At 62.3% G+C, this 24,570-nt stretch carries 25 protein-coding genes and 1 pseudogene; 14 read left to right on the top strand and 12 right to left on the bottom strand.

Going from position 1 to position 24,570, the window contains the following annotated elements; translation table 11 throughout:
• Positions 1 to 9 precede the first annotated feature (9 nt).
• Positions 10 to 1,026: a phosphotransferase enzyme family protein gene (locus ABIE16_RS23175; RefSeq protein ID WP_429522026.1), complete on the top strand. Its 1,017-nt coding sequence runs from the start codon at positions 10 to 12 to the stop codon at positions 1,024 to 1,026.
• A 193-nt stretch (positions 1,027 to 1,219) separates the two neighbouring features.
• On the opposite strand, the pseudogene ABIE16_RS23180 reads toward ABIE16_RS23175, so the two are convergent.
• A pseudogene (locus tag ABIE16_RS23180) lies at positions 1,220 to 1,515 on the bottom strand (DUF6124 family protein).
• A gap of 475 nt (positions 1,516 to 1,990) precedes the next feature.
• Positions 1,991 to 2,500, bottom strand: a complete 510-nt coding sequence (gene hpaC / locus ABIE16_RS23185; protein ID WP_057715405.1) for a 4-hydroxyphenylacetate 3-monooxygenase, reductase component — start codon at positions 2,498 to 2,500, stop codon at positions 1,991 to 1,993.
• A gap of 259 nt (positions 2,501 to 2,759) precedes the next feature.
• Between hpaC and ABIE16_RS23190 the strand changes: the two genes are divergently transcribed.
• A complete protein-coding gene (locus ABIE16_RS23190; RefSeq protein WP_053161157.1) occupies positions 2,760 to 3,389 on the top strand; it encodes a response regulator transcription factor in 630 nt (209 codons plus the stop codon).
• A gap of 257 nt (positions 3,390 to 3,646) precedes the next feature.
• Here ABIE16_RS23190 and feaR read toward each other — a convergent pair whose 3' ends face one another.
• The 9 genes from feaR to ABIE16_RS23235 form a co-directional block, all read right to left on the bottom strand.
• Positions 3,647 to 4,567, bottom strand: a complete 921-nt coding sequence (gene feaR, locus ABIE16_RS23195; RefSeq protein ID WP_429522027.1) for a transcriptional regulator FeaR — start codon at positions 4,565 to 4,567, stop codon at positions 3,647 to 3,649.
• Positions 4,568 to 4,719: 152 nt separating this feature from the next.
• Positions 4,720 to 5,670: a PDR/VanB family oxidoreductase gene (locus ABIE16_RS23200; RefSeq protein ID WP_429522028.1), complete on the bottom strand. Its 951-nt coding sequence runs from the start codon at positions 5,668 to 5,670 to the stop codon at positions 4,720 to 4,722.
• A gap of 162 nt (positions 5,671 to 5,832) precedes the next feature.
• Complete coding sequence (locus tag ABIE16_RS23205) at positions 5,833 to 6,573, bottom strand: SDR family NAD(P)-dependent oxidoreductase (RefSeq protein WP_057715408.1); 741 nt, start codon at positions 6,571 to 6,573, stop codon at positions 5,833 to 5,835.
• Positions 6,574 to 6,583: 10 nt separating this feature from the next.
• On the bottom strand, positions 6,584 to 7,084 hold the full coding sequence (locus tag ABIE16_RS23210) for an aromatic-ring-hydroxylating dioxygenase subunit beta (RefSeq protein ID WP_223457855.1): 501 nt from the start codon (positions 7,082 to 7,084) through the stop codon (positions 6,584 to 6,586).
• Complete coding sequence (locus ABIE16_RS23215) at positions 7,081 to 8,364, bottom strand: aromatic ring-hydroxylating oxygenase subunit alpha (protein WP_102672315.1); 1,284 nt, start codon at positions 8,362 to 8,364, stop codon at positions 7,081 to 7,083. The genes ABIE16_RS23210 and ABIE16_RS23215 overlap by 4 nt, the downstream gene beginning before the upstream one ends.
• A 23-nt stretch (positions 8,365 to 8,387) precedes the next feature.
• Positions 8,388 to 9,512 carry an amidase gene (locus ABIE16_RS23220; protein ID WP_429522029.1) on the bottom strand — a complete coding sequence of 375 codons (1,125 nt, stop codon included), beginning with the start codon at positions 9,510 to 9,512 and terminating at the stop codon, positions 8,388 to 8,390.
• Entirely contained in the window at positions 9,509 to 9,979 is a 471-nt protein-coding gene (locus ABIE16_RS23225) for a nuclear transport factor 2 family protein (RefSeq protein ID WP_429522030.1), read from the bottom strand. Before ABIE16_RS23225 ends, ABIE16_RS23220 begins: the two co-directional genes overlap by 4 nt.
• A 3-nt stretch (positions 9,980 to 9,982) precedes the next feature.
• The gene (locus tag ABIE16_RS23230) at positions 9,983 to 10,354 is read right to left on the bottom strand and encodes a hypothetical protein (RefSeq protein ID WP_057715413.1); all 372 of its coding nucleotides are present in this window, start codon (positions 10,352 to 10,354) and stop codon (positions 9,983 to 9,985) included.
• Between the two features lie 31 nt (positions 10,355 to 10,385).
• Entirely contained in the window at positions 10,386 to 11,549 is a 1,164-nt protein-coding gene (locus ABIE16_RS23235; RefSeq protein WP_429522031.1) for an acyl-CoA dehydrogenase family protein, read from the bottom strand.
• Positions 11,550 to 11,888: 339 nt separating this feature from the next.
• Here ABIE16_RS23235 and ABIE16_RS23240 point away from each other — a divergent pair, with 339 nt between their 5' ends.
• From ABIE16_RS23240 to ABIE16_RS23275, 8 genes are all read left to right on the top strand, one after another.
• Complete coding sequence (locus tag ABIE16_RS23240) at positions 11,889 to 13,370, top strand: sensor histidine kinase (protein ID WP_429522032.1); 1,482 nt, start codon at positions 11,889 to 11,891, stop codon at positions 13,368 to 13,370.
• A gap of 363 nt (positions 13,371 to 13,733) precedes the next feature.
• The gene (locus tag ABIE16_RS23245; RefSeq protein ID WP_429522033.1) at positions 13,734 to 14,882 is read left to right on the top strand and encodes an amine dehydrogenase large subunit; all 1,149 of its coding nucleotides are present in this window, start codon (positions 13,734 to 13,736) and stop codon (positions 14,880 to 14,882) included.
• Between the two features lie 11 nt (positions 14,883 to 14,893).
• Positions 14,894 to 15,433, top strand: a complete 540-nt coding sequence (locus ABIE16_RS23250; protein ID WP_102672308.1) for a MauE/DoxX family redox-associated membrane protein — start codon at positions 14,894 to 14,896, stop codon at positions 15,431 to 15,433.
• A 5-nt stretch (positions 15,434 to 15,438) separates the two neighbouring features.
• On the top strand, positions 15,439 to 16,065 hold the full coding sequence (mauD, locus tag ABIE16_RS23255; protein WP_090454794.1) for a methylamine dehydrogenase accessory protein MauD: 627 nt from the start codon (positions 15,439 to 15,441) through the stop codon (positions 16,063 to 16,065).
• Positions 16,066 to 16,083: 18 nt separating this feature from the next.
• Positions 16,084 to 16,605, top strand: a complete 522-nt coding sequence (locus tag ABIE16_RS23260; protein WP_150815355.1) for a methylamine dehydrogenase light chain — start codon at positions 16,084 to 16,086, stop codon at positions 16,603 to 16,605.
• A gap of 222 nt (positions 16,606 to 16,827) precedes the next feature.
• Positions 16,828 to 17,349: a cytochrome C gene (locus ABIE16_RS23265; protein ID WP_429522034.1), complete on the top strand. Its 522-nt coding sequence runs from the start codon at positions 16,828 to 16,830 to the stop codon at positions 17,347 to 17,349.
• 120 nt (positions 17,350 to 17,469) lie between these two features.
• Positions 17,470 to 17,688 (top strand): DUF4287 domain-containing protein, encoded by a 219-nt coding sequence (locus ABIE16_RS23270; protein WP_429522035.1) that lies wholly within the window; start codon positions 17,470 to 17,472, stop codon positions 17,686 to 17,688.
• A 111-nt stretch (positions 17,689 to 17,799) separates the two neighbouring features.
• Positions 17,800 to 18,471, top strand: coding sequence for a class I SAM-dependent methyltransferase (locus ABIE16_RS23275; RefSeq protein ID WP_090454791.1), 672 nt, complete (start codon positions 17,800 to 17,802; stop codon positions 18,469 to 18,471).
• Positions 18,472 to 18,968: 497 nt separating this feature from the next.
• On the opposite strand, the gene metE is transcribed toward ABIE16_RS23275, so the two are convergent.
• Complete coding sequence (gene metE / locus ABIE16_RS23280) at positions 18,969 to 21,257, bottom strand: 5-methyltetrahydropteroyltriglutamate--homocysteine S-methyltransferase (protein WP_429522036.1); 2,289 nt, start codon at positions 21,255 to 21,257, stop codon at positions 18,969 to 18,971.
• A gap of 96 nt (positions 21,258 to 21,353) precedes the next feature.
• On the opposite strand from metE, the gene ABIE16_RS23285 reads away from it, so the two are divergent.
• The 4 genes from ABIE16_RS23285 to ABIE16_RS23300 all read left to right on the top strand — a co-directional run bounded on the left by ABIE16_RS23285 (position 21,354) and on the right by ABIE16_RS23300 (position 24,325).
• On the top strand, positions 21,354 to 21,494 hold the full coding sequence (locus ABIE16_RS23285) for a hypothetical protein (RefSeq protein ID WP_429522037.1): 141 nt from the start codon (positions 21,354 to 21,356) through the stop codon (positions 21,492 to 21,494).
• 143 nt (positions 21,495 to 21,637) lie between these two features.
• A complete protein-coding gene (locus tag ABIE16_RS23290) occupies positions 21,638 to 22,621 on the top strand; it encodes a FecCD family ABC transporter permease (RefSeq protein ID WP_429522080.1) in 984 nt (327 codons plus the stop codon).
• Complete coding sequence (locus ABIE16_RS23295) at positions 22,621 to 23,388, top strand: heme ABC transporter ATP-binding protein (RefSeq protein WP_150815003.1); 768 nt, start codon at positions 22,621 to 22,623, stop codon at positions 23,386 to 23,388. Before ABIE16_RS23290 ends, ABIE16_RS23295 begins: the two co-directional genes overlap by 1 nt.
• Before the next feature lie 52 nt (positions 23,389 to 23,440).
• Positions 23,441 to 24,325 (top strand): ChaN family lipoprotein, encoded by an 885-nt coding sequence (locus tag ABIE16_RS23300; RefSeq protein ID WP_429522038.1) that lies wholly within the window; start codon positions 23,441 to 23,443, stop codon positions 24,323 to 24,325.
• Positions 24,326 to 24,570: the final 245 nt, after the last annotated feature.

Raw genomic sequence — 24,570 nt, forward strand, 5'->3', positions numbered from 1 at the left:
GGCCCTGCCATGACTGAATTCCACACCCTGCCCCATGACCAGCAAGTCACCCGTCTGCACGAACTGGCGCGCCATGCCCTGCAACAGTGGGAAGGCGAATTCGCCGACATTGAACTGGTGAAGTTTCGCGAGAACGCAGTGTTCTCGGCCCGCCGCCACGACGGTCAGCGCGTCGCCCTGCGCATCCATCGCAATGGTTATCACTGCGAGGCCGCACTGCGTTCCGAGCTGCAATGGATGGAAGCCCTGGCCAGCGCAGGTATTACCGTACCGCAGATTATCCGCGCACAGAATGAAAGCCATCTGATCGAAGTCACCCACCAGGCCATCGGCGAGGCGCGTCACATCGACATGCTCGCCTGGCTGCCCGGTGCCACCGCCGGTACTTCCGAGGCGGGTGTGCAGGCCGATACGGAGATCGATTTCCTGTTTAATGAGGCGGGGGCGATTGCCGCGCGCATCCACCTGCATTCGGCGGATTGGCAGCAACCGGACGAGTTTGTCCGGCATGCCTGGGATGAAGAAGGCCTGATCGGCGCCAATCCGTTCTGGGGGCGTTTCTGGGAGCTGGAGCAGCTCAGCGACGGGCAGCGGAAGCTGTTGCAACAGGCCCGGCGTACGGCGCGCAAGGACTTGCGCCAGTACGGTCGACACCTGGGCAACTTCGGCATGATTCACGCGGATCTGGTGCCAGAGAACCTGCTGATCGAGGGCCCGCAACTGCGCCTGATCGACTTCGACGATGCCGGGTTCGGCTGGCACATGTTCGAGTTGGCCACTGCCTTGTACTTCTGCCTGGATGACCCGCGCTTTGATCAGATCAAGGTGGCGCTGCTCGACGGCTACAACGCGGTCAAGCCGCTGACCGAGGCGGATCGCAAGACACTGGCGTTGTTCCTGATGCTGCGCGGCACCACGTACCTGGGCTGGGTTCACACCCGCCAGGGCACGCCGACAGCGATTGAAATGGCGCCGATGCTGATTGAGCGGGCTTGCTTGTTGGCTCGGGAGTATTTGCAGGCCTGATACATCGAAATCGCGAGCAGGTCGGATCGCCGCACCGTCGCTCCCACACTGGATTTCAGTGAACTCAGAACTTGTGTTCGACGACGATCCACTGTGGGAGCGAGCTTGCTCGCGATGGGGTTATCACATCCAGCATCATTGCTGACAGATACTCCGCTATCGCGAGCAAGCTCGCTCCCACAGTGTTTAGTGGTTAACCGGGCCGATCGACCTGATCCAGCGCCCGATTCACCGCCAACTCCCCCAGCATGATGACTTGCGCGATGCCCAGCAGGGTGTTGCGGTGCGTGCCTTCCAGAAAACCCGCAGGTCATTGGCCATGACACTCGCCGAGGCCAGCGATTCGCAGGCGTGGGCCAGCAGGGTTTCGGTGTTGATGTCGGGGTTGATGGTGAAGAGTGTGGAGGGTTTGTGCGGGCTGGCCATGATGTGAGCGGCCGGGTTGGGGCAGGAATCGTTGTCTGGTGGATCAGGCGTAACCTTGAACATGATGTTCTTTTCCGTTGTGATGCAGCCACGCCGTCGCTGCTAAACGAGGGGGGTGGCGGCTGTACGCAGGTTAGCAGACCGGGGAAAAGAAGAAAGCCGGCGCGCCCAAGGACGCCCTACGCACAGCCACCATCAAATGCAGGTATGGAATACCTGCCTGACGGACACTCGTACGACCTTCAAATACCACGGGCTGCTAATCCCGATCACTGGGAATCAGTGACGCGGACCAAGTTACCGATGGCCTCCAGGGCGCACAAGCCGGCGGATTCTGGCTTAGCTGTAGGCAATGACGCAAGGCGTTGTGGCTTGCAGGAAGTTACTCCTACAGCCGTTAAACATGCATTCCAAACTGGCACCGCCATCGCGAGCAAGCTCGCTCCCACAGTTGATCTCAGTCGTACACAAACTTTGTGTTCACTACAGATTCCTGTGGGAGCGAGCTTGCTCGCGAAGAACGATAACGCGGTCTCAATCAAGCCGCGCTGGCATGCTCAACGCGATGAAACAACCGGTTAAAATACACCAGGCTGTCGCGTGGCTCGCGCACGCCCACCTTCGTCAGTTCCACGAACATCACCGAATGCGACCCCACTTCCTTGCACTCGCTGATCCGCCCTTCGAGCTGCACCAGGGCATCGCGCAGCACCGGCACATCGGCGGCGCCGTCGTCCCACAGATCCCAGGCAAAACGCTCGGCCATCGGCACCTGGGTCATGCCGGCGAAATGACGGGCCAGTTCTTCCTGCTCGCCACACAGCACGTTGACGCACAGATGGCCGTTGGTGCGGAACACGTCGTGGGTGGCGCTGTTGCGGTTGACGCACACCAGCACGGTGGGTGGCGAGTCGGTCACCGAGCACACGGCGCTGGCGGTGATGCCGCAACGACCGCCGGGGCCGTTGGTGGTGATGATGTTCACCGCGGCAGGCAGCTGCGCCATGGCGTTGCGAAAGTCGATTTGCTGCTGGCTCAGGTCGGCCATGTCGATGCCCCTTCCTTCAGGAGGACCGCTATCTGGCGGCCCGTAGGTGATGGAACAAGACTAAGGCTGCGGGCGCGCCGCAACCATTCTGACGATCCCCATGGCAGGGTTGGGTTTCCGCTAGTCGACTAGGTGGTTTCTTTATCGCAAGGGCCGGCCACAGTGGGTATTCTGCATACAGGCTCCAGAACGATGAGCCGATGCGTGCCGCGCGTTCGCGTGCGAAAACAATAATTAGAAAACTTTCGTGGCAGCCCCGATGGAAATCCGTAAACCGATTGTTTATATCGTTGACGACGACAAGGACCTGCGAACCTCACTGGCCTGGTTGCTGGAGTCGGTGAGCGTGCAGGCGCAGTGCTTTGCCGGCGCCGAAGAGTTCCTCAGCCAGTACGACCCCAAGCAGCCCGCCTGCCTGGTGCTCGACGTGCGCATGCCGGAGACCAGCGGTTTCCAGTTGCAGGAAATCCTCAACCAGCGCGGCAGCACCCTGCCAACCATTTTCGTCTCGGCCCATGGCGATATTCCGATGTCGGTCACGGCGATGAAGAACGGCGCGCTGGATTTCGTCGAGAAGCCCTACAACCCGCAGCAGATGATCGACCGCATCCAGGCCGCGCTGAAGACCGCCGTACACGCCCAGGCCGATCAGCAGCAGCGTCAGAACCTGCAAGGCAAACTGGCACTGCTGACCAGCCGTGAGCGGGAAGTGTTGATGCTGGTGATCGATGGCAAGGCCAGCAAGGTGATTGCCCGGGAGCTCAACATCAGCGTGAAGACCGTTGATGTGCACCGCACCAAGATCAAGGAAAAGATGGGTGTGAGCAGCATTGCCATGCTGGTGCGCGAGGTGCTGCATTTACCGGTGGATGAGCCGGTGCGGCACTGAGTGATTTGCAGCGGTCATGAGGCCGCCATCGCGAGCAAGCTCGCTCCCACATTGGCTCTGTGTACGACGCAGATCCAATGTGGGAGCGAGCTTGCTCGCGATGGGGCCGGCACATTCAACATTGATGGTGACTGACATACCGCTTTCGCGAGCAAGCCCGCTCCCACAGGTTGGTCCCGGTCGTACACAGACTTTGTGTTCACCGCAGATTCAATGTGGGAGCGGGCTTGCTCGCGAAGGGGCCAGCAAATACAACATCAATTGTGGCTATACCGCTTGCGATAAGCCCCTGGCGACACACCAAAGCGCGATTTGAACGCCGACGAGAAGTAGCTCGAATCCGAGAAGCCCCAGGCATAACACAGTGCCGATAGCTTCTGCTCGACATCGGCGCGACGCAGGTTTTCGGCGCAGAAATCCAGGCGGCGGTGCTTGATGTATTGCGCCACCACCAGGCCGCGCTTGGAGAACATCCGGTACAGGCCGCGCACGGAAATCCCGACTTCACGGGCGATCAGCTCGGGGCACAGTTCTTCGTCGCTGAGGTGGGTGTCGATGAAGGCGATGATCTTGCGGAACTGCCGCTCATGGGCGTCTGCACCGCCGTCCCGGGCGCTGATGCCCGGCAGCAACAGGCTGGCCAGGGCATCGAGCACAGCCTCGCTTTCCTGCATGTCCAGCCCTTCCTGCTGGCGGGTGTCCAGCACCAGCTTGTTGGCCATCGCCGCCAGGGGGCTGCCGGCCGCGATGCGCGTGGCGCAGTTAACGGTATTTAAGTGCGATCCCCGCTCGACCACCTGGCGCGGAAGAATCAGCGACAGCTGTCGGCAATCGTCGTTGTAGATCATGTCGCTCGGACGGCTGGCGTCGATCAGGGCAATGTCGCCACAGCCCAGTTGCGCGCGGTTGTCGCCCTGCTCCAGTTGCGAGCTGCCGCGCATCTGGAACACCGCGTAGTAGTGGCCGTCGCTGCTGGTGCTGACGTCCTTGCTGGTGCGGTACAAATGCACGTGCGCCATGTCGACCACACTCAGGTTGATCGCACCGCTGCGAAATTCCGCCAGTTCGCCGTAGAAATCGGTGTCCAGCGCCCGGGCATCGAAACGCCCACAGGCCTGGTTCACCTGGCTCAACCAACTTTCGAACGCCTCGTTGCGCACCGTCGATGCTGTAATCATGTCCGCAAAGCCTCACGTTTTTGTTGTTATTTTTCGACCGCTTCATCGAGCGGTTCGTCAAAACGGTTATTTCTGTAGCCATCTCCTCCTTCGACGGCCGCCGGGCGCCCATTCAACAGGCTCCGGCCCAAGCTTTCCAGTCGACCTACGGGTTAAATGTCCAATACCAGACGAGCGGAAAGCGCCCGTGATACACACGCGCAAATCTGTTTGTTGGACGCCTTTTCCTTGTTCGACAGGCAGTTGTCGCGGTGCTCCGGCACGCCGTCCAGTACCTCGACGATGCAGGTGCCGCAGATGCCTTCGCGGCACTCGGTGTCGATGTCGCAACCGTAGGCCTGAAGTACGTCGACCAGGCTGGCGTTGGCCGGCACCTGCAGCACCACACCGGAACTGGCCAGCTCCACTTCGAACGTGCCGGCCGGAGCGCTGTTGGCGGCCGGGTCTGCGGCAAAGTGTTCAAGGTGAATCGAATCGTCAGAGCGACTGCGGGACGCCACTTCCACCACTTTGTTCATGAAAGGTGCCGGGCCGCAGGTGTAGACGTGGGCGGCGCTGCCGGCACGCGCCAGGCATTCGCTCAACGCGCCGTCCAGATCCGCCGGCTCCACGCCGTAATGAAACTCCACGTGGTCGGCGAATTTTGTCACCAACAGCTCTGTAAACGCCGCGTACTGCGCCGAACGGGCGAAGTAATGCAAACGATACGGCTGGCCGCTTTCCGCCAGTCGATAAGCCATGCTCAACAGCGGAGTCACGCCGATACCGGCGGCGAACAGCACGTGTTCGCGGGCACTGTCATCGAGACGGAACAGGTTGCGCGGCGCGCCCATTTCCAGCTCCATGCCCTCTTCCACTTGCTCGTGCAGCGCCAGCGAACCACCGCGCGACTGCGCTTCTTTCTTCACCGCCACCAGATACGCACGGCGATCCTGCGGCGGGCTGCACAGCGAATACTGGCGGGTCACCCCGGTCGGCCCGGTCAGGTCGACGTGGGCACCCGGTTCATAGGTGTCGAGCGGCTGGCCGTCACTGCGCACGAGGCGAAAGGAACGGATATCCAGCGCTTCGTCGACGATCCTTTCGATCTTCACCTTCATCATTGCATCACCTGAATACTGTTGTTTTGGTTTACTGCCCCTTGTAGGAGCGAGCCTGCTCGCGATGAACCTGAGAACAACACGGGGTGTCAGGTTTCCCGCGTTATCGTTGGCGACCATCGCGAGCGAGCTCGCTCCTACAGGGTGGGGGCATTTTTCTGCTGCTCAGCGCATGAACAAACCGCCATTGATGTCCCAGCACGCACCCGTTACCGAGGCGGCGTTCTCGGCGATCAGCAGCAACACGCTGTCGGCGATGAACGTTGGGTCACCGAGGGTGCCGGCCGGGATCATTTTCAGGATCTGTTCCAGACGCTCCGGAGCCACGGTTTCGCGTACCACCGGCAAGTCCAGCGGACCTGGCGAGATGCTGTTGACCGTCACGCCCTGGGGTGCCAGTTCACGGGCGAAGACTTTGGTCAGGGTCGCCACGCCACCCTTGGCCGCCGCGTAATGCGCGCCGGTGGCGGTGCCGCCGTTCTGCCCGGCCAGGGACGCAATGTTGACGATGCGACCGAAGCCGCGCTCGGCGAAGTGCGCACCGAACACCTGGCAGGCGACAAAGGTGCCCCGCAGGTTGATCGCCATCGACTCGTCGAATTCTTCTGGTGTGATGTCCATCAGCGCGGCGACTTTCGACACACCGGCGTTGTTCACCAGAATGTCGGTGCCGCCCCAGCGCTCGGCGAGCACATCGCGGGCACGCTGAAAGTCGGCCTTGCTGCGCACATCCAGCTCGATGGCCACGGCGCTGGCGCCGCTGCCATCGAGTTCCAAAGCCAGTTGCTGCACGCCATCGAGGCGCACATCCGCCAGGCCGACGCGATAACCGGCTGCGTGCAGACGGCGGGCGATGCATTCGCCCAGTCCGCGCGAGGCACCCGTTACGAGGGCTACTCGACTCATGATGTTGCCCTCACAAAAGGAAGCCGAGCGCGCTCAGGCTGTCGGTGGAGTTGATCAGGCGCACCACTTTTCGCTCCAGGGTCGGCACGCCGTCGGTGAAGCGGATACGGTGGTTCAGGTCGGCCACGAACGGCGTGTGCACGCCGCGCTTGTAGGCGTACAACAACTGCGCCGAATTGACTTCGACGATGTCGCCGGCCGCTTCCACCAGGCGGAAACGCGAGATCGTGCGAATGGTTTTAGCCGCGTCCACCGCCGACGGCGAGTAGCCGGCGGTCAGGCGTTCGATGCGCAGGTCACGCATGCGCGCATCGTCGTAGGCGTAGTTGAGGGTCGCTTCGAAATCTTCGGTGTCCGGGTCGATCGGCACGATGTACTTGCCGCTTTCGCTCCACAGGGTCGCCCATTCGGCGTAGTTCTTGTGGTCGAGCAGTTCGGCTTCGCGCCAGATGAACTCGATGGCCTGGGCCAAGGGACCGGTAAAACCGTTCAGGGTGTCGTGATTGCTCATTGGCTCATCATCCTTTTCCACATGTCGTAGGCACCGCGCATGCCGCCTTCGTCGGTGGCGTGGCTGACCTTGTCGCCGTTTTCAGCGGTGATTTCGCGGTTCAGGCCGCGGTTGACCAGGATTGGCGCATCGACGCCGGCGTACGAGCCGCGCTGCACGCGGTCCCAGGCTTCGGCATCGTCAGGGCTGCCGAAACCGAACGGGCCCTGGAAGTGTTCGTGGATGCGCATGCGTTCGCGGTTGGCGATTTCCGGGCCGCCGTCCATGCCGAGGGCCACGTGGCGGATCTCGGTTTCGGTGACCGACACCGGGCGCAGCACGCGGAAGAACGACATCGACATCGCCACGTTGGGGAACAGGTTCAGGTTGAAACCGGCGCCGTGCAGCGAGCGCACGATGCGACGGACCTGATCGGCCGGCAGGGTTTTCGACAGTTCTTCGGTGACGTGGGCGAAGCGCTCCTGCAACTGTTCGGTGCCGTCGTCGTGATCGAGGTCGACGTGCTCCGGCACCATCACCATCACGCTGTGGCCGTTGCCCAGGGAGTGGGTCACGGCTTGTTCGTCGGTCATGAACGAGAGCATTTCCGAAGTTTCTTCATCCACCGACGACATGAACGACTTGTGCACGATCGGGAAGTGATAGCCGTCGGTGGTGTTTTCCAGCTGGATCTTCCAGTTGCCCTTGAAGCTGAACTTGTGTTCGCCCTGGGTCTTGATCGGGTAGCCGGCGCCCTGCTTCATGAACAGGTCCATCCAGTGTTTCGCGCCGCCGAGGAAGTCTTCCAGCGGCTCGATCTCGTCGTTGTAGCTGGCGAACACCATGCCGGCGTAGCTCTCGACGCGCAGGCTGGTCAGCGGCAGTTCCGACTTTTCCAGAATGCCTTCGTAGCCGTCCGGATACGGCAGCGCACGCAGCTTGCCGTCCAGGCCATAGGACCAGCTGTGATACGGGCAGGTGAAACCGGTGGCGTTGCCCTTGTGCTTCTCGCACACGGTGGCGCCACGGTGCCGGCAACGGTTTTCCAGCACGTTGATGTTGTTCTTCTTGTCGCGCACCACAATCACCGGGCGGCGGCCGATGGTGGCGGTCTTGAAGTCGCCGCTATTGCGCACTTCGCTTTCGTGGGCAACCCACACCCAAGTGCGGTAGAAAATCTTGTCCAGCTCGGCTTCGAACAGCGCCGGGTCGTTGTACAGCGAGACGTCGACGCGGTCGTGCCGGACCAGGTCTTCGGGGCTTTTCGACGTTGCAATCAGCTGATATTCATGAGTGCTCATGCGGTTCTCCTCATGGCTTCTTTTTATGATTGAGTGGTAGAGGCTTGCAGCTGCGCACCAAAGGCGCAGACCAGTTCGTCCTGACCTTTGCGGCCAACGATTTGCAGGCCGACTTTCAGCCCGCCGCAATCGAGTTCCACCGGCACCGTCAGCGCGGGGTGACCACTGAGGTTGAAAGGCCGCACCAGCGGGGTCATGCCGGCCACGGCTTTGCTGCCGGCGCGGGCTTCGCTGAGGGTTGGCGGCAAGGTTGGCAGTGTCGGCAACAGCAATACGGCGAAGTCTTCCAGTGCTGCATCCACCTGTTGGGTGAACCGCGTGCGCACGGATTCGGCCTGGGCCAGTTCTTCGCGCGTGGTGCGGCTGGCCGCCAGCAAGCGTGTTTCCACATCGGCGCCGATCAGGCCCTTGCCGGTCAAATAGCCGAACGCCGCCCAGTTTTCGAAATTGATCACGGTCAGGCCGGCGGCAAACGCTGCTTCGAATTCGCTCAGGTGCAGGTTGCTGCGACGCCATCCGGCGCGGTCGGCGGCTGCACCCAGGCTGGCTTGCAGGTGCGAATCACAGGCCACCTCGAGAAAGCCGACCCTGGCGCCGTCGCCTGGCAGGCCTTGAGCGGTAAAGCCCGGGCAGATCACCTGCATCGCGGCGATCAGGTCGTCCATGCTTTTTGCGAACGGCCCGACGCAATCGAGGCTGGACTCCAGCGGATGAGCGCCGACACGGCTGACGCGACCATAAGTCGGCTTGAGCCCGGCAATCCCGCAGCACGCTGCCGGCACCCGCACCGAACCACCGGTGTCGGTGCCGATGGCGATGTCCGCCAGGCCTGCCGCGACCGCCGAAGCCGAACCGCTGGACGAGCCGCCAGGCACACGGTCCGGCGCTTGCGGATTGATCGGAGTGCCGGTCCAGTCGTTGATGCCGGTCACGCCGAACGCCAGTTCATGCAGGTTGGTCTTGCCAACGATCTGCCAGCCAGCATCGAGGATCGCATCGACCACCTCGGCGTTTTGCGTCGCCGCCGGTGCATCGGCGAACGCACGGCTGCCTGAGCGGGTCGGATGGCCGGCGATGTCGATGGAGTCCTTGATGGCGACGCGCTTGCCGTTGCCACCGAGGAGGAATTCGCTGATGAAAGTACTCATGCGCTCAGCTCCGAATTGAACAAGCGTTGCGTGCGGAAATGCGCGATCAGCCAGACGCCGTCGACACAACGGAAATCGATGTTCAGGCGCGTGCCGAACAACTCATTGCGGCCATCGGCGTAGGTCGAGATCTGCTGCATGATCCACTGCCCCTGCGCCGCCTTGCCGTCGACCACGATCGACTCGCTGGTGAGGTAATGCAGGTTCAGCTTGAAGTGGTCGGACGGCGGCAGATAACCGCCGACAAACGCCGCCACCGCCTCACGTCCACGGTGTTGACCGAACGTCTTCGCGGTCTGGGTGCCGAGGCCTTCCCAGATCGCATCCTCGGTGAACAATTGCGCCAACTGGCTCAGATGAATCGCCGCCCGCGGCACATCGCACAGGTCCATGTAGCGCGCCATCAAGCGACGCACTGCGCTTTCCCCTTCGAGCGTCGCCAGACGCTGCAGCAAGGCCTCGTTCATGGCTTACACCTTGGCCGCATCAGGAATGGTCAGCGGACGACCGATGCGCGCTTCGATCTTGGCGTAGCGCCACAGGCTGTATTGGCCGACCGGAGTGGTGCGGAACAGGTTGCAGGCGTCGATCACCGACTGGTGGCAGTCGACGTCGGCCATGATGTACACGGTCCAGGGCGAGGTGGTGGACGGGCCGACCATCAGGCGGTCGTCATCCATCGCGCCGAGCACGGTGATGCCGGGCATCGCGCCGAGGTCGCCCATCATCTGACTGAAGCCTTTCCACACACTCAGGCCTTCGCCGGTGGGCAGGTCGAAAAAGTTCTGGGTGATGCCGATGCAGAAGACGACGCGCAATGGCTCTTGGGTGGTTTGCGACATGGGTGCGGTTCCTTGAAAAAGTAATGGGGATTCAGATGTAGCCCGGGAACGGCGGTACGCCGAGGAACACCGAGCCGGCGCCGTCGTACAGGCCTTCGCTGAGGAAGGCGTGCTGGGTCACCACCATCGAGTCGCGCAGATAGCGTTGCAGCGGATGGCGCAGGTAAATGGCGGTGGTGCCGGCCAGGCCGTAGGCGCTCTGCACCACCTCGGCACCGGCCTGGGACACATGAATGGCCGACAGGCGCAACAGGCTGGTCTGCTCCGGCGTGACCGGGTTGCCGGCCAGGATCGAGTTCCACACCTGCTCGGTGGCGTTGTAGAAGAAACCGCGCGCGGCGCTGAGCTTGGCTTCAGCCTTGGCGATCTCGATGCGCACGTAAGCGCGGTCGGACAATTTCGGCGCGCCGGTGATGCCGCTACCACCCGCCATGCGGCTCATTTCGTCCAGCGCAGCACGGGCCAGTCCGAGGTTGACCACCGCCAGCACTTGCGCGGCGTAGGCGATCGATGGATAGCGGAACAGCGGCTCGTCGATGGTCGAGGCACCGCCGCGGATGAACGTCCAGCGCTCGTCAACGCGTTTATCGGTCACTCGCAGGTCATGGCTGCCGGTGCCTTTGAGGCCGACCACTTCCCAGTTCTCGACGATGTCTACCTGCTCCGGGCGGAACACAGCGGTGCGCGGCTTGCCGCCAGCGGCGCCGATGCCAACGCCCAACAGGTCTGCGCCTTTGCAGCCACTGGCGAATTTCCAGGTGCCGCTGACCTGATAGCCGCCTTCTACGGCCTCGGCCGGTTGCAAGGGGAACAGGCCGCCAGCGAACACCAGGTCAGGGCTTTCGGCGTAGAGTTCAGCGAGGGTTTCCCGTGGTAAAGCAGCCAGGTAGACACCGGCGCTGCCGAAGCTGGCCACCCAGCCCGCCGAGCCGTCGGCTTCGGAGATGCGTTCGATCATTTGCAGGAACAGGTGCGGTGCCAGGGCGTCGCCACCGAAGCATTTCGGCGTGGCGGCACGGTAGATGCCCACTTGTTTGAAGCGCTCGATCATGTCCCGTGGCACGTGGGAGCCAGTGTCGAATTCTTCGCGGCGCCGGCGCACTTCATCCAGTACCTGCGCAAAGGCCTGGCTGTCGACGACATTCTCGTCAACGCCGATCGATGCGTCTTGTTGCGCAACCGCTGAACGCAGCATGGGCATTCTCCGTTTTGTTTATTGTTAGTGGGGTGACACGCATGCCCCGTTGTAGGAGCGAGCCTGCTCGCGATGGTCGTCAACGATGACGCTGGAAACCTGGCACCCCGTGGCGCTCTCAGGTTCATCGCGAGCAGGCTCGCTCCTACAGGGAATCGGCGAGATCACCCTTGCATTGCGGTCCAGTGTAAAAACCGCATCCGGCCGCCACTATTGGTGCGTGCAGCCCCCTCGCTAAAGAAAACCCCTAGACCCACACCGGTAACCTCTGAGCGCATCCCGCTGTGCGAGCAGGTATAAAACGCCATACTGCAAATCTCTGCCGCCAGGGGCCGTGCGATGTACCAGCCAAAACAGAACGACTTTTATGCGCTGATCGAAGCCATGCCGCTGTGCATCATTCTTCATGACGCGCACACCAAGGAAATTCTCTGGGCCAACGCCGCTGCCCTGGCGGCGTTGGGCTTTACCCTGGAAGAACTGACGCCGCTGAAGGCCTCCGACATGACCCGCGATGCGCCGAAATACCGGCGTTCCATAGGTTTGCGCTGGCTCGAAAGGGCCGCGCGCACCGGGCAACGGACCATCGAGTGGTGCTATCGCTCCAAGCAAGGGGTGGAGATTCTTTCCGAGGCGGTGGCGACCCTGGTGCACCTGGACGGTCGCGATGTGTTGATGGTGCAGTTCCGTGACATTTCCAAAGAGGACAAGGTCAAGCGCGACCTCAAGCGTTTCGAGAGCCGGCTCAAGGCCTTCATGCAGGACCTGGCCGAAGGTGTGGCGGTGCTCGGCCCCGAGGGCGATATCGGTTTTATCAGCGACTCCGGCGCGCACCTGCTCGACAGCGAAGTGCACCAGCTCATGGGCGAGAACTTCCTGGCCTGGTGCGACGACGCTTCGCGTCAGCGCTTGTTGCAACAGTTCGCCCATGAGACGCCGGAGCACGCGCCGTTCAACGTGCACTACAAGGTGCAGCGCCGGAACGGCGAATGGCGCTGGCATGACGCAACTTGTCGCTACATCGAGATCGAGGACGATCTGGTCGGCCATCTGCTGCTGTTCCGCGACGTGACCGAGCAGGTGCAGGCCGAAGAGGCGCGGCGAGTCAGCGAGCAGAAGCTCGAGTACCTGGCGCGCTACAACGCCATGGGCGAAATGGCCGTGGCCATCGCCCACGAGCTGAGCCAGCCATTGGCGGCGACCCGCAACTTTATTGAAGGCGCAGTGATTCGCCTGGGCAACACGGGGGAAACCGATCAAGGCGTCGCCTGGGGCTTGCAGAGCGCCGTGCGGCAAATCGAGCATGCCTCGGTGATCATCAAGAGCGTGCGCGATTACGTGGTCAAGCTGGAGCAGACTGAAGAGCTGGTCGACCTTAATGAGTTGCTGCGCGAAACCCGCTACTTCATCAGCCTGCGCGCCGATCCGAGCCGGGTGCGCGTGGAAATCGTCGCCGCGTCCGAACCGCTGCGGGTGAGTTGCGAGAAGGTGCTGATCGGCCAGGTGATCCTCAACCTGGCCTTCAACGCCATTGAAGAAATGGCCGACCTGCCCACTGAACGACGCCTGTTGCGTATCCACGCCAGTCGCGAGAACGATGTGGCCCTGGTGCGCATCGAAGACTGCGGCCGCGGCATCCAGGCCCAGGCGCAGGAGAAGCTGTTCGACGGCTTTTTCTCGTCCAAGGTCAGCGGCAACGGCATCGGCCTGGCGCTGTGCAAGAACATCATCGGCAGGCATCGTGGCGATATCTGGGCGCAAAACCTGGAGCCGTGTGGCGCGGTGTTTACCTTCTCCCTTCCCCTCGCCAATCCCGCCTGACCTGCACCACTACTGTGGTCTGACATACACAAATCCTGTGGCGAGGGGGCTTGCCCCCGTTCGGTTGCACAGCAGCCGCAAAACCTGCTGGCACGGTGTGACTGGCAAATGCTGGGGCCGCTTCGCAACCCAACGGGGGCAAGCCCCCTCGCCACAAATGCAGCTTCGCCCTTCCCACCTCTGACGCCAGTCAAACCCCCGCCTTATCAGATTGTGCAGCCAGTTTCATGACACTGGCACAGACACACAAACACTTGGCAGGCAGGGCAATTCTCCCGATCTCGGGGCACGGCAGAATCAAAGGGTAAAAATCTGCCAAAGCACCCGCGATCCGCGTTACCAACAATTCAGGAAGTTCCCCTTATGCGAACAAACAGGATCTCCGTACAGTCAGCGCTAGGCCTGAGCCTGCTTGTACTCGGTTTGAACAGTGCCCACGCGGATCTACCCGCCGGTACGATTGGCCAGACCGTTCTGGCGTTTCCACCCGAAGCTCACCGCGCGTTTGTCATCGACGTCGAGTTCGACAGCTTTGTGGCTGGCCGCGTGACCGTGGTCGACCCGGACCAGAAGCGCATCCTCGGCATGGTGCCGACCGGTTTCGCAGCGCCGTCGACCCTCAGTCACGACAAAAAAACCATCTATAGTGCGGACATCTGGTATTCCCGCGGCACCCGCGGCACCCGCACCGACGTGCTCACCGCGTGGGACAGTTCGACCCTGTCGCCGGCCTGGGAAGTGCTGATTCCAAACAAGCGCGCCGAATCGCTGACCCAGCGTTATGCGCTCAAGCCAAGCGGCGACGACAAGTTCGTCTACGTCTACAACTTCACCCCGTCGACTTCGGTGACCGTGGTCGATACCCAGACCAAGGCGGTTGCCACGGAAATCGCCATCCCCGGTTGCGTGCTCAACTACCCGGTCGGTAACCGCCGCTTCGCCTCGCTGTGCGGCGACGGCAGCCTGCAAGTGGTGACCCTCAACGATCAGGGCCAGGAAACCGCGCGCAGCCGCACGCCGTTCTTTGATCCGAACGCGGAAAAACTGGTAGAGCGCGCCGTCAACGTCGGCGACACCTACTACTTCACCACCACGACCGGCACCGTACGCCCGGTGGATTTCGCCGGTGATGCGCCGAAGGTCCTGCCGTCCTGGTCACTGGTTTCCGACGAAGACAAGAAGGCCGGCTGGGCGCCGGGTGGCTGGCAGATGATGGCCGTGGCGCCGAAGCTGGACCGCCTGTACGTGCTGATGCACGACGCCCACGAACCGATGAAGTGGGAAGACCCGAGCCCGCTGATCTGGGCGTTTGACCTCAAGACCCACAAGAAGGTGGCGACTCTGGAAGCCTCGGTTCCGGTGTGGAGCATGCAGGCAACCGGCGACGACAAGCCGTTGTTGCTCGGCACCGACGTGGAAGGCGGTTTGCAGATTTTCGATCTGAAGACCAACAAGCTCACCGGCAGCATGCCGAAAGTCGCCAAAACCGCGACTCAGGTCCTGAGCTACTAAGAGGTTCGGCCATGCACACAGATCCGATCTTCATCATTGCCAGCGCCATCGCCATCGCGGTGTTGCTGGCCAGCGCAGCGACCCACAAGTTGCGCGCGCCGGCCCGCTTCGCCCGGCAACTGGCGGACTATCAACTGCTGCCCGAGGCGCTGGTGCGCCCGACGGCACGGTGGGTGCCGCTGTTGGAACTGGCCATTGCCTTTGCCCTGCTGGTGCCGGTCAGCCGTGGTTACGCCGCGTTGAGCGCCGCCAGCCTGTTGGCCCTGTACGCCGCCGCCATCGGCATCAACCTGTGGCGCGGTCGCGCGGACATCGACTGCGGTTGCGCCGGTCCCGACCAGGCACAGCCGCTGCGTCCGGTGCTGCTGGCACGTAACAGCGCACTGATAGCGCTGGCGCTGGTGGCCAGCGTGGCGCCGGTTGCCCGCGACCTCAACCTGTTCGATGGGTTCGTGACCCTGGCTGCCGCCGCGGTTGCGCTGCTCATCTACGCCGCCGCCGATGGGCTGCTGGCGAACTCCCCTCTTCTGCTCAAATTGATTGGTAGGTAATCGAAATGGAAGGCTTGATTGTTTCCAACGTTCTGCTCTGGGTGCTGCTGGTGGCCGTGGCGTTTGTCGTCATGGGCCTGGTGCGGCAGATCGGCGTGCTGCACGGTCGTCTCGCCCCGGCTGGCGCGCTGATGGTCGACAAAGGGGTGGCGGTCAATGAACCCGCGCCGCAAGTCACCGCCAGCGACCGTCACGGTCGTCCGGTGAACTTCGGTTACGCCGGCGAGAAATCGCAACTGCTGTTCTTCCTCTCGCCGACCTGCCCGATCTGCAAGTCGCTGCTGCCAGCGATCAAATCCATCGCCAAGGAGCAATCGGACCGCCTCGATGTGGTGTTCGTCAGCGATGGCGACATGGACGCCCAGCAAGCGCTGATCCGCGAACACAAACTTGAAGACGCCACCTATGTGGTCGGTCCGGAAGTGGGCATGACCTACCAGATCGGCAAGCTGCCGTACGCCGCGCTGATCGACAAGGCCGGCACCCTGCGCGCCAAGGGCCTGGTCAACTCCCGTGAGCATCTGGACAGCCTGTTCGAAGTCGAGCATTTGAAGCACGCCACGTTGCAGCAATACCTCAATGCCCAACCGCACACCCACGATCACGACCACAGCCACGGCCATAGCCACTGATAAGGCAGGGAGACCTTTATGAAACTGCTGGATCTGTTGTTTGAGCGTTCGTCCCGCCGTGTCGCCGACACCACTTCGCGCCGCAAACTGCTGGCACGCATGGGTTCGCTGATGGTGGCCGGTGCCGCCCTGCCACTGTTGCTGCCGCTGGACCGCACCAGCAAGGCCCTGGCCGCGGAGCCTGCGCAGGCCGGCGACCCTGGCGATCCGAACACCTGCGACTACTGGCGCTACTGCTCCATCGACGGCTTTCTGTGCAGCTGCTGCGGCGGGTCGGTGACCTCCTGCCCACCGGGCACCGAAGCCTCGCAAGTGACCTGGATCGGCACCTGCCGCAACCCGGCCGACGGCAAGGACTACATCATTTCGTACAACGACTGCTGCGGTAAGCAAAGCTGCGCCCAGTGCGCCTGTACCCGTAACGACAGTGAAGAACCGGCCTACCGCCCGTTCAACAATAACGATGTGAACTGGTGCCTGGCCGCCAAATCGCACATCTACCACTGCACCGTTTCGGTCATCCGCGGCGTCGCCGTTTAAAGAACGCGCTTTGCGTCGGTTGCTCGCGCAATCGGCGCTTTTTTTCTGTGGCTGCTTTTCTTTTTTTACTGCTTTGTGTGTGTGTACCTGTAGGAGCGAGCTTGCTCGCGAAGGACGTCAACGATAACGCGGGCTATCTGGTTTAACGCGTCGCCCTTTAGTCCTTCGCGAGCAAGCTCGCTCCTACAGGTGCCAAACCGGTCATCAGCGGAGTTGGATTACATGCGTAGTTTGATATTGCTCGGTCTCGTCTGCGCCCTGAGCGCCCCGCTCGCTTTCGCCCGGGCCATTCCCAATCCGGCGCAGAGCCATGCGCCGGGCAACGAAGATGTTCAAACCCCGATTGCCCAGGCCGGCTACAGCGTCGGCGTGAACTACCAGCTGCAATGCGCCGGTTGCCACCTGGGCGACGGCACGGGTTCGGCCGCCAACGACACGCCACGGATGAAAGGTTTCGTCGGTAACTTCCTGAAAGTGCCCGGTGGCCGCGAATTCCTCGTGCGGGTGCCGGGTATGTCGCAGTCAGCGCTGAACAACGCACAACTGGCGGACCTGCTCAACTGGCTGTTGCGCGAAGACGGCATGGCGGGTAGCAGCATGCCGGCCGATTATCAGCCTTACACCGCCGAAGAAGTCATGGCGTTGCGCGCCAAGACCATGCTCAACCTGCCCGACACCCGTGGTGAGTTGATCAAGGCCATGCGTACCCAAGGCATCGCGATCGATGACGGGATGAATTACTGAGAACATTTGCCCCGCCCCGCTTCAACATCAACCGCCCGGACGATGGACGCGTTGACGGCAAATAAGTAACGTAACCGGTGCTGTTTTCGAACCTGGAAAATCGAAAAGGGAGTTTGCATCGTGACCGAAGAGACAAAAACCAAAGGACCGGCTTCGTACTTCCCGTCCATTGAAAAAAAGTACGGGCAGCCGATCAGCCATTGGCTGGACCTGCTCAAGTCCGTCAGCGACAAGAAACACATGGAGATGGTGGCCTGGCTCAAAACCGAACACGGGATGGGTCATGGTCACGCCAATGCGCTGGTTGCCTATCATCTGGCAGCCACCAAAAGCACCTAGCCACCGGTCCATCCTTTGCTGTGCTATCGGTGGTGCCGGGTAAAACCGGCTCCACCGTAAGTCTTCTGTTGCCCTATTCTTTCATCCAACCCATCACGCCGGACATCGACCATGTCAGCCCCCGAATCCACCCTCCTCGACAGCTGGCACCACAACGCCCGGGCCTGGATCGACGCCATACGCAGCGGCACCATCGAAAGCCGCCTCAAGGTCACCGACCAGGCCATCCTGCTGGCGGTGCTGGGTCGCCAGCCCGAGCGTGTACTCGACCTGGGTTGCGGTGAAGGCTGGTTGTTGCGTGCGCTGGCAGACCGGGCCATCGATGCGGTCGGTGTGGATGGCGATGCGACGCTGGTGGAGGCGGCGCGGACGGCCGGCACTGCGCGGGTGCATTTGGCGAGCTATGAACAACTGGCTGAAGCGAAAGTCGACATCGGCCGCGACTACAACCTGATCTGCGCCAACTTCGCCCTGCTGCATCAGGACATCATCCCCCTGCTCGCCGCCATGAACACCCTGCTCGCCCCGGGTGGCGCGCTGCTGATCCAGACACTGCACCCATGGGCGGCTGCGGCGGGCGACTACCAGGATGGCTGGCGGGAAGAGAACTTCTCTGGCTTCAAGGGGCAGTGGCAGCCCATGCCATGGTATTTCCGCACCCTGTCCAGTTGGCTGAATGCACTGGACATGGCCGGCTTTGCATTGGCCGGCCTGCAGGAGCCACAGCACCCGCAAAGCCCCGTGCCGCAGTCATTGCTGTTGGTGGCCGAGCCACGGCGCTGAGTGGCTTTAATATCGCACACAGTTCTTGCCCCGCCGAACATCCCTGCGGGAGCGGGCTTGCCCGCGAAGAGGCCGGCACATTCAACATCGATTTCGCCTGTCATGCCGTCATCGCGAGCAAGCTCGCTCCTACAGGTTCAGTGGCTGTACGCAAAATCAGCGAATCACCCAAATCCCTGTGGGCTTGCTCGCGATGAGGCCGGCACATTCAACATTGATTTCGCCTGACATTCCGCCATCGCGAGCAAGCTCGCTCCTACAGGTTCAGTGGCTGTACGCAAAATCTGCGAACCACACAAATCACTGTGGGAGCGAGCTTGCTCGCGATGAGGCCGGCACATTCAACATCGATTTCGCCTGACATTCCGCCATCGCGAGCAAGCTCGCTCCCACAGGTTCAGTAGCTGCACGCAACATCTGCGAACCACCCCAATCACTGTGGGAGCGAGCTTGCTCGCGATGAGGCCACAGGTTTCAGTGGTGCACCCAATACAGTGTCAGGCCCACTCTTTACGCAGCTGACGCGCAGCGTTGACCATGTGCACCAGCGCCGCTTCGGTTTCCGGCCAGCCGCGGGTCTTCAGGCCGCAGTCCGGGTTGACCCACAGGCGGTCGGCGGGAATACGCTTGGCGGCCTTGCGCAGCAGGTTGGCCATTTCCGAGGAGTCCGGCACCCTTGGCGAGTGGATGTCATACACGCCTGGGCCGATTTCGTTCGGGTAGGCGAAGGCTTCGAACGCGTCCAGCAGTTCCATGTCCGAGCGCGAGGTTTCGATGGTGATCACGTCGGCATCCATGGCGGCGATGGACTCGATCACATCGTTGAACTCGCTGTAGCACATGTGGGTGTGGATCTGGGTTTCGTCGCGCACACCGGAGGCGCACAGGCGGAACACTTCGGTCGCCCAGTCCAGGTAGTGCTGCCACTGCGCCTGGCGCAACGGCAGGCCTTCGCGGAATGCGGCTTCGTCGATCTGCACGATCTTGATCCCGGCGGCTTCCAGGTCCACCACTTCATCACGGATCGCCAGGGCCAATTGACGAGCCTGCACTTCGCGGGTCACGTCTTCGCGGGGGAACGACCACATCAGCATGGTCACGGGACCGGTCAGCATGCCCTTCATCACCTTGTCGGTGAGGCCCTGGGCGTAGCGGATCCACTCCACGGTCATGGCTTTCGGACGGCTCAGGTCACCGAAGATCACCGCCGGTTTCACGCAACGCGAGCCGTAGCTCTGGACCCAGCCGAAACGGGTGAACACATAGCCGTCAAGTTGCTCGGCGAAGTATTCGACCATGTCGTTACGCTCGGCTTCACCGTGCACCAGCACGTCCAGGCCCAGGTTTTCCTGCACTTGCACGGCGTGACGGATCTCACTGTGCATCGCTTCGGTGTATTCGGCTTCGGTCAGCTTGCCTTGCTTGAACGACTGGCGAGCCAGACGGATCGACGCGGTTTGCGGGAACGAACCGATGGTGGTGGTCGGGAACAGCGGCAGGTTCAGGCCGGCGCGCTGTTTCTCGATGCGCCGGGCAAACAGCGAATGACGCTGGCTGTCCTTGACAGTGATGGCGGCCACACGCGCCTGCACGGCCGGTTTGTGGATGCGTGGCGACGCAGTACGGCTAGCCTGTACGGCGCGGCTTTGGGTCAGCGCTTCAAGCACCTTCGGCGCTTCCGGCTCGTTGACGGCCTGAGCCAGCACCGCGACTTCTTCACACTTCTGCACGGCAAACGCCAGCCAGCTTTTCAGTTCGGCATCGAGCTTGTCTTCACGCTCCAGATCAACCGGGCTGTGCAGCAGAGAGCAGGATGGCGCGACCCACAGCCGATCACCCAGACGCTCATGAGCATGCTGCAGGGTGGCCAACGCGTTTTCCAGGTCGCAGCGCCAGACGTTACGGCCGTTGACCAGGCCCAGCGACAGCACTTTATAGGCCGGCAGACGATCGAGGATGGTCGGGTACTGCTCAGGCGCACGCACCAGATCGATGTGCAGGCCGTCCACCGGCAGATTGGCGGCCAGGCCCAGGTTTTCTTCAAGACCACCGAAGTACGTGGCGATCAGTTTCTTCAACGGGTCACGCTGAATCAGGTTGTAGGCCCGCTCAAAGGCGTTTTTCCAGTCCTGCGGCAGGTCGAGCACCAGGATCGGCTCGTCGATTTGCACCCACTCGACGCCCTGTGCCGCCAGGCGCTGGAAGATCTGGCCGTACAACGGCAACAGACGATCCAGCAGCTCCAGCTTGTCAAACTCGACGCCCTTGGCCTTGCCCAGCCACAGGTAAGTCAGTGGGCCGATGATCACCGGCTTGACGTTGTGCCCCAGTACGCGGGCTTCCTCGACTTCTTCGAACAACTGGTCCCAGCCGAGCTGGAACTGCTGATCGGCGCTGAACTCAGGGACAAGGTAGTGATAGTTGGTGTCGAACCACTTGGTCATTTCCTGGGCATGCGCGCCGCCGCAGCAGCTGTCGCTCACACCGCGCGCCATGCCGAACAGGGTTTGCAGGCTGGCCTTGCCATCGTGCGGGCGGAATCGCTCAGGGATCACACCGAACATCAACGAGTGGGTCAGGACCTGGTCGTACCAGGCGAAGTCGCCGACCGGCAGCAACTCGATGCCGGCCTTTTTCTGCAAGTCCCAGTGGGTCTTGCGCAGGTCGCGGCCCACGGTGCGCAGACCGGCTTCGTCGAGTTCGCCCTTCCAGAACGCCTCTTGAGCCTTTTTCAGTTCGCGGTCGCGACCAATGCGCGGAAAACCAAGGGAATGGGCCACAGCCATGTCAAATAACTCCAATGCGTTCGATGGGAGCCATTGTCGACAGTGTCAGCGAGTGAGACAAACTCATTTTAATCGTGATGATCACAAGTTCTTCTCATGATCCGAAGCACTGCGCAGCTGGCGCTGGATGGACATCTGGTTCAAGGCGCTCGCCCGTGGCGTGTGCGTAAGCCGCGCGTCAATGGCATCATCACCCGCTACGAAAGTTTCGATACCTGCCCCCCTCTGATCGGCTAAGGAATAGTCCCGATGCGTATCAAAACACTGCTGGCCTGTGTCACGGCGCTCTACCCGGACGCCAAAGCGCAGACCGCCGGGATCAGCCCATGACGGCCATTTTTCGGCCGCGTCCGACGTTGATCTTTTTGCTGCTGTTGCTGGTGCTGGTGTTCTGGCTGTCCCTGGCCCTCGGACCGGTCAGCCTGCCCCTGGGCGATACCTTGCTGGGCGGGATGCGCCTGCTCGGGTTGCCACTTGACGGTGGTGACACGCAGCAGGCGGAGTTGATCCTCGGGCAGATTCGCCTGCCGCGCAGCTTGCTCGGCATCGCCGTGGGGTCGGTACTGGCGTTGTCCGGCGTGGCGATGCAGGGGTTGTTCCGCAATCCCTTGGCCGATCCGGGTCTGGTCGGTGTGTCCGGCGGTGCTGCGCTCGGTGCCGCCCTTGCCATCGTCGGCGGCAGCCTGCTCGGTGGCTTGCCGCCTGCGATCGAACCCTACCTGCTGTCGGTGAGCGCCTTCGTCGGTGGCTTGATCGTCACGGCGGTGGTGTATCGCTTCGGTCGCCGCAACGGGCAAACCGACGTTGCCACCATGCTCTTGGCGGGTGTGGCGATGACGGCCATGGCCGGTGCCGGGGTCGGACTGTTCACCTACCTGGCCGACGATGCCACCTTGCGCACCCTGACGTTCTGGAACCTGGGCAGCCTCAACGGTGCCAGTTACCCGCGCTTGTGGCCGTTGCTGATCGTCACCCTGGGCGTGGCGTTGTGGTTGCCCCGCAGGGCGGCGGCGCTCAATGCATTGCTGCTGGGTGAATCGGAGGCCCGTCACCTGGGTTTTGACATCGAGCGGATCAAACTTGAGCTGGTGTTGTGCACGGCGCTCGGCGTCGGCGCGGCAGTCGCGGCGGCCGGACTGATCGGTTTCATCGGCCTGGTGGTGCCGCATCTGATGCGCCTGCTGGTCGGCCCGGATCACCGGGTGTTGCTGCCCGCGTCGTTGCTGGCCGGTGCCAGCCTGCTGTTGCTGGCCGATCTGGCGGCGCGTTTGTTGTTGGCGCCAGCCGAATTGCCAATTGGTATCGTGACTGCACTGATCGGCGCTCCGTTCTTTCTTTATCTGCTGGTGCGAGGACGCTCCTGATGCTGCGGGCAAACAACCTGCTGGTACGCCGTGGCAAGCGCACGGTGCTGACCAACATCGATATCGAGTTGCGCCCCGGTGAAGTGCTGGGTGTGCTGGGGCCGAACGGCGCCGGCAAAAGCACCCTGCTCGCCGCTTTGTGTGGTGAGCTGGCGACCAGTGAAGGCAGGGTCAGCCTCGACGAGCGTCCACTCGCCGACTGGCCGGGACAGGAACGGGCCAAGCGCCTGGCCGTGCTGCCGCAGAGTTCGAGCCTGAGCTTTGCGTTTTCGGTCAATGAAATCGTCGGCATGGGTCGCTTGCCTCACGCCAGCGGCCGCGTGCGCGATGCCGAAATCGTCGCCGAGGCGCTCAAAGCCGCCGATGCGCTTCATCTTGCCGGACGCAGCTACCTGGCCCTGTCCGGCGGTGAACGCCAGCGCGTGCATCTGGCGCGGGTGCTCGCTCAGCTCTGGCCGGGTGCCGAAGGGCAAACCCTGCTGCTCGATGAACCGACGTCGATGCTCGATCCGCTGCATCAGCACACCATTTTGCAAGCCGTGCGTGACTTCGCCGAGCGCGGGGTCGCCGTGCTGGTGATTCTGCACGACCTCAATCTGGCCGCCCGTTACTGCGATCAACTACTGTTGTTGCATCAGGGCCTGCCCCACGCCTACGGTCCACCGGCAGAAGTACTGACCACCGAAGCGATGGCGGCGGTGTATGGACTACAAGTGCTGATTCACCAGCATCCGGAACGCGGCCACCCGCTGATCATCGCGCGCTGATGCCGCCCCCTCTTCCGTCATCGAGGGGGCACCTGTCCAATAAGGAAAACCGATGCGCTTTCTGTTGCTCTGTGCATTCAGCCTGTTGGCTGCCTGCCAAATCCATCAGGTCACACCATTGCCGGCGCCGATCGCCCCGCACGGCCGTGATCACGCCGACCTCGGAGTCATCCGCGAACTCGCCACGGGCCGTACGCTGACGCAGCAAGAACTTGTCCAACGCCTGGCCGTTGTGCCTCGGGTATTGGTCGGTGAACAGCACGACAACCCGGACCACCACGCCCTGCAATTGTGGTTGCTGCGCGAACTGGCGACACAACGCCCCCAGGGCAGCCTGCTGATGGAGATGCTCAACCCCGATCAACAGGCCAGGGTCGATGCCGCGCAAGCCGTGACCCGCGCGGGCCAGCCACCGGCCGATGCGTTCACGGCGCTGGCCTGGCAGGCCAATTGGGACTGGAGTGTTTATGGCGCACTCGTCACCTACGCGCTGCGGCAACCGTATCCGCTGCTGGCGGCGAACCTGGACCGCGCGCAGATCATGCAGATCTACAAACAGCGCCCGGTACTTACGGGGCAAGCGTCCACCACCCAACAGGTGCGGGCGACCTTGAGGGATGACATCCGCCAATCCCATTGCGGCCTGCTGCCCGAAGCGCAGATGCCGGCAATGCTCGCCGTGCAACAACAGCGTGACCGGCGCATGGCCCAGCGCCTGATAGCCGCACCGACGCCGGCGTTGCTGCTGGCCGGTGCCTTCCACGTGCGCAAGGATCTGGGGGTGCCACTGCACCTGAAGGACCTCGGTGCCGGTGAAGGGAATGCGGTGCTGATCCTGGCCGAAGCGGGCAAGACCGTGACCGCCGAGAATGCGGATTACGTGTGGTACACCGCCGCGCAACCGGAACAGGATCATTGCGCGCAATTGCGTCGCTAAACCCGACCGAAACATTGTGGCGAGGGGGCTTGCCTGTGGCGAGGGGGCTTGCCCCCGTTGGGTCGCGCAGCGACCCTGAACCCTGCAATCGCGGTTACTCAGACAAACCGCATTGCCTGGATTGGGACTACTTCGTAGTCCAACGGGGGCGAGCCCCCTCGCCACAGGTGTCGGCCTGCCGGCGCGACACTATGTCACGCCTGTACGCCGGTCCAATGGTCGTATCCGCCCCTCCGACACCGGCA

Source organism: Pseudomonas sp. 2725, assembly GCF_050434585.1.
Lineage (GTDB): Bacteria > Pseudomonadota > Gammaproteobacteria > Pseudomonadales > Pseudomonadaceae > Aquipseudomonas > Aquipseudomonas jessenii.

Excerpts from the sequence above, each read along its gene's own strand:
- ABIE16_RS23245 (WP_429522033.1), top strand. The coding sequence starts at position 13,734 with ATGCGAACAAACAGGATCTCCGTACAGTCAGCGCTAGGCCTGAGCCTG.
- ABIE16_RS23225 (WP_429522030.1), bottom strand. The coding sequence starts at position 9,979 with ATGAACGAGGCCTTGCTGCAGCGTCTGGCGACGCTCGAAGGGGAAAGC.
- ABIE16_RS23235 (WP_429522031.1), bottom strand. The coding sequence starts at position 11,549 with ATGCTGCGTTCAGCGGTTGCGCAACAAGACGCATCGATCGGCGTTGAC.
- ABIE16_RS23260 (WP_150815355.1), top strand. The coding sequence starts at position 16,084 with ATGAAACTGCTGGATCTGTTGTTTGAGCGTTCGTCCCGCCGTGTCGCC.
- mauD (WP_090454794.1), top strand. The coding sequence starts at position 15,439 with ATGGAAGGCTTGATTGTTTCCAACGTTCTGCTCTGGGTGCTGCTGGTG.
- ABIE16_RS23250 (WP_102672308.1), top strand. The coding sequence starts at position 14,894 with ATGCACACAGATCCGATCTTCATCATTGCCAGCGCCATCGCCATCGCG.
- ABIE16_RS23285 (WP_429522037.1), top strand. The coding sequence starts at position 21,354 with ATGATCCGAAGCACTGCGCAGCTGGCGCTGGATGGACATCTGGTTCAA.
- feaR (WP_429522027.1), bottom strand. The coding sequence starts at position 4,567 with ATGATTACAGCATCGACGGTGCGCAACGAGGCGTTCGAAAGTTGGTTG.
- ABIE16_RS23300 (WP_429522038.1), top strand. The coding sequence starts at position 23,441 with ATGCGCTTTCTGTTGCTCTGTGCATTCAGCCTGTTGGCTGCCTGCCAA.
- ABIE16_RS23295 (WP_150815003.1), top strand. The coding sequence starts at position 22,621 with ATGCTGCGGGCAAACAACCTGCTGGTACGCCGTGGCAAGCGCACGGTG.
- ABIE16_RS23200 (WP_429522028.1), bottom strand. The coding sequence starts at position 5,670 with ATGATGAAGGTGAAGATCGAAAGGATCGTCGACGAAGCGCTGGATATC.
- ABIE16_RS23230 (WP_057715413.1), bottom strand. The coding sequence starts at position 10,354 with ATGTCGCAAACCACCCAAGAGCCATTGCGCGTCGTCTTCTGCATCGGC.
- ABIE16_RS23210 (WP_223457855.1), bottom strand. The coding sequence starts at position 7,084 with ATGAGCAATCACGACACCCTGAACGGTTTTACCGGTCCCTTGGCCCAG.
- ABIE16_RS23190 (WP_053161157.1), top strand. The coding sequence starts at position 2,760 with ATGGAAATCCGTAAACCGATTGTTTATATCGTTGACGACGACAAGGAC.
- ABIE16_RS23265 (WP_429522034.1), top strand. The coding sequence starts at position 16,828 with ATGCGTAGTTTGATATTGCTCGGTCTCGTCTGCGCCCTGAGCGCCCCG.
- ABIE16_RS23240 (WP_429522032.1), top strand. The coding sequence starts at position 11,889 with ATGTACCAGCCAAAACAGAACGACTTTTATGCGCTGATCGAAGCCATG.
- ABIE16_RS23215 (WP_102672315.1), bottom strand. The coding sequence starts at position 8,364 with ATGAGCACTCATGAATATCAGCTGATTGCAACGTCGAAAAGCCCCGAA.
- ABIE16_RS23205 (WP_057715408.1), bottom strand. The coding sequence starts at position 6,573 with ATGAGTCGAGTAGCCCTCGTAACGGGTGCCTCGCGCGGACTGGGCGAA.
- ABIE16_RS23175 (WP_429522026.1), top strand. The coding sequence starts at position 10 with ATGACTGAATTCCACACCCTGCCCCATGACCAGCAAGTCACCCGTCTG.
- ABIE16_RS23275 (WP_090454791.1), top strand. The coding sequence starts at position 17,800 with ATGTCAGCCCCCGAATCCACCCTCCTCGACAGCTGGCACCACAACGCC.
- metE (WP_429522036.1), bottom strand. The coding sequence starts at position 21,257 with ATGGCTGTGGCCCATTCCCTTGGTTTTCCGCGCATTGGTCGCGACCGC.
- hpaC (WP_057715405.1), bottom strand. The coding sequence starts at position 2,500 with ATGGCCGACCTGAGCCAGCAGCAAATCGACTTTCGCAACGCCATGGCG.
- ABIE16_RS23220 (WP_429522029.1), bottom strand. The coding sequence starts at position 9,512 with ATGAGTACTTTCATCAGCGAATTCCTCCTCGGTGGCAACGGCAAGCGC.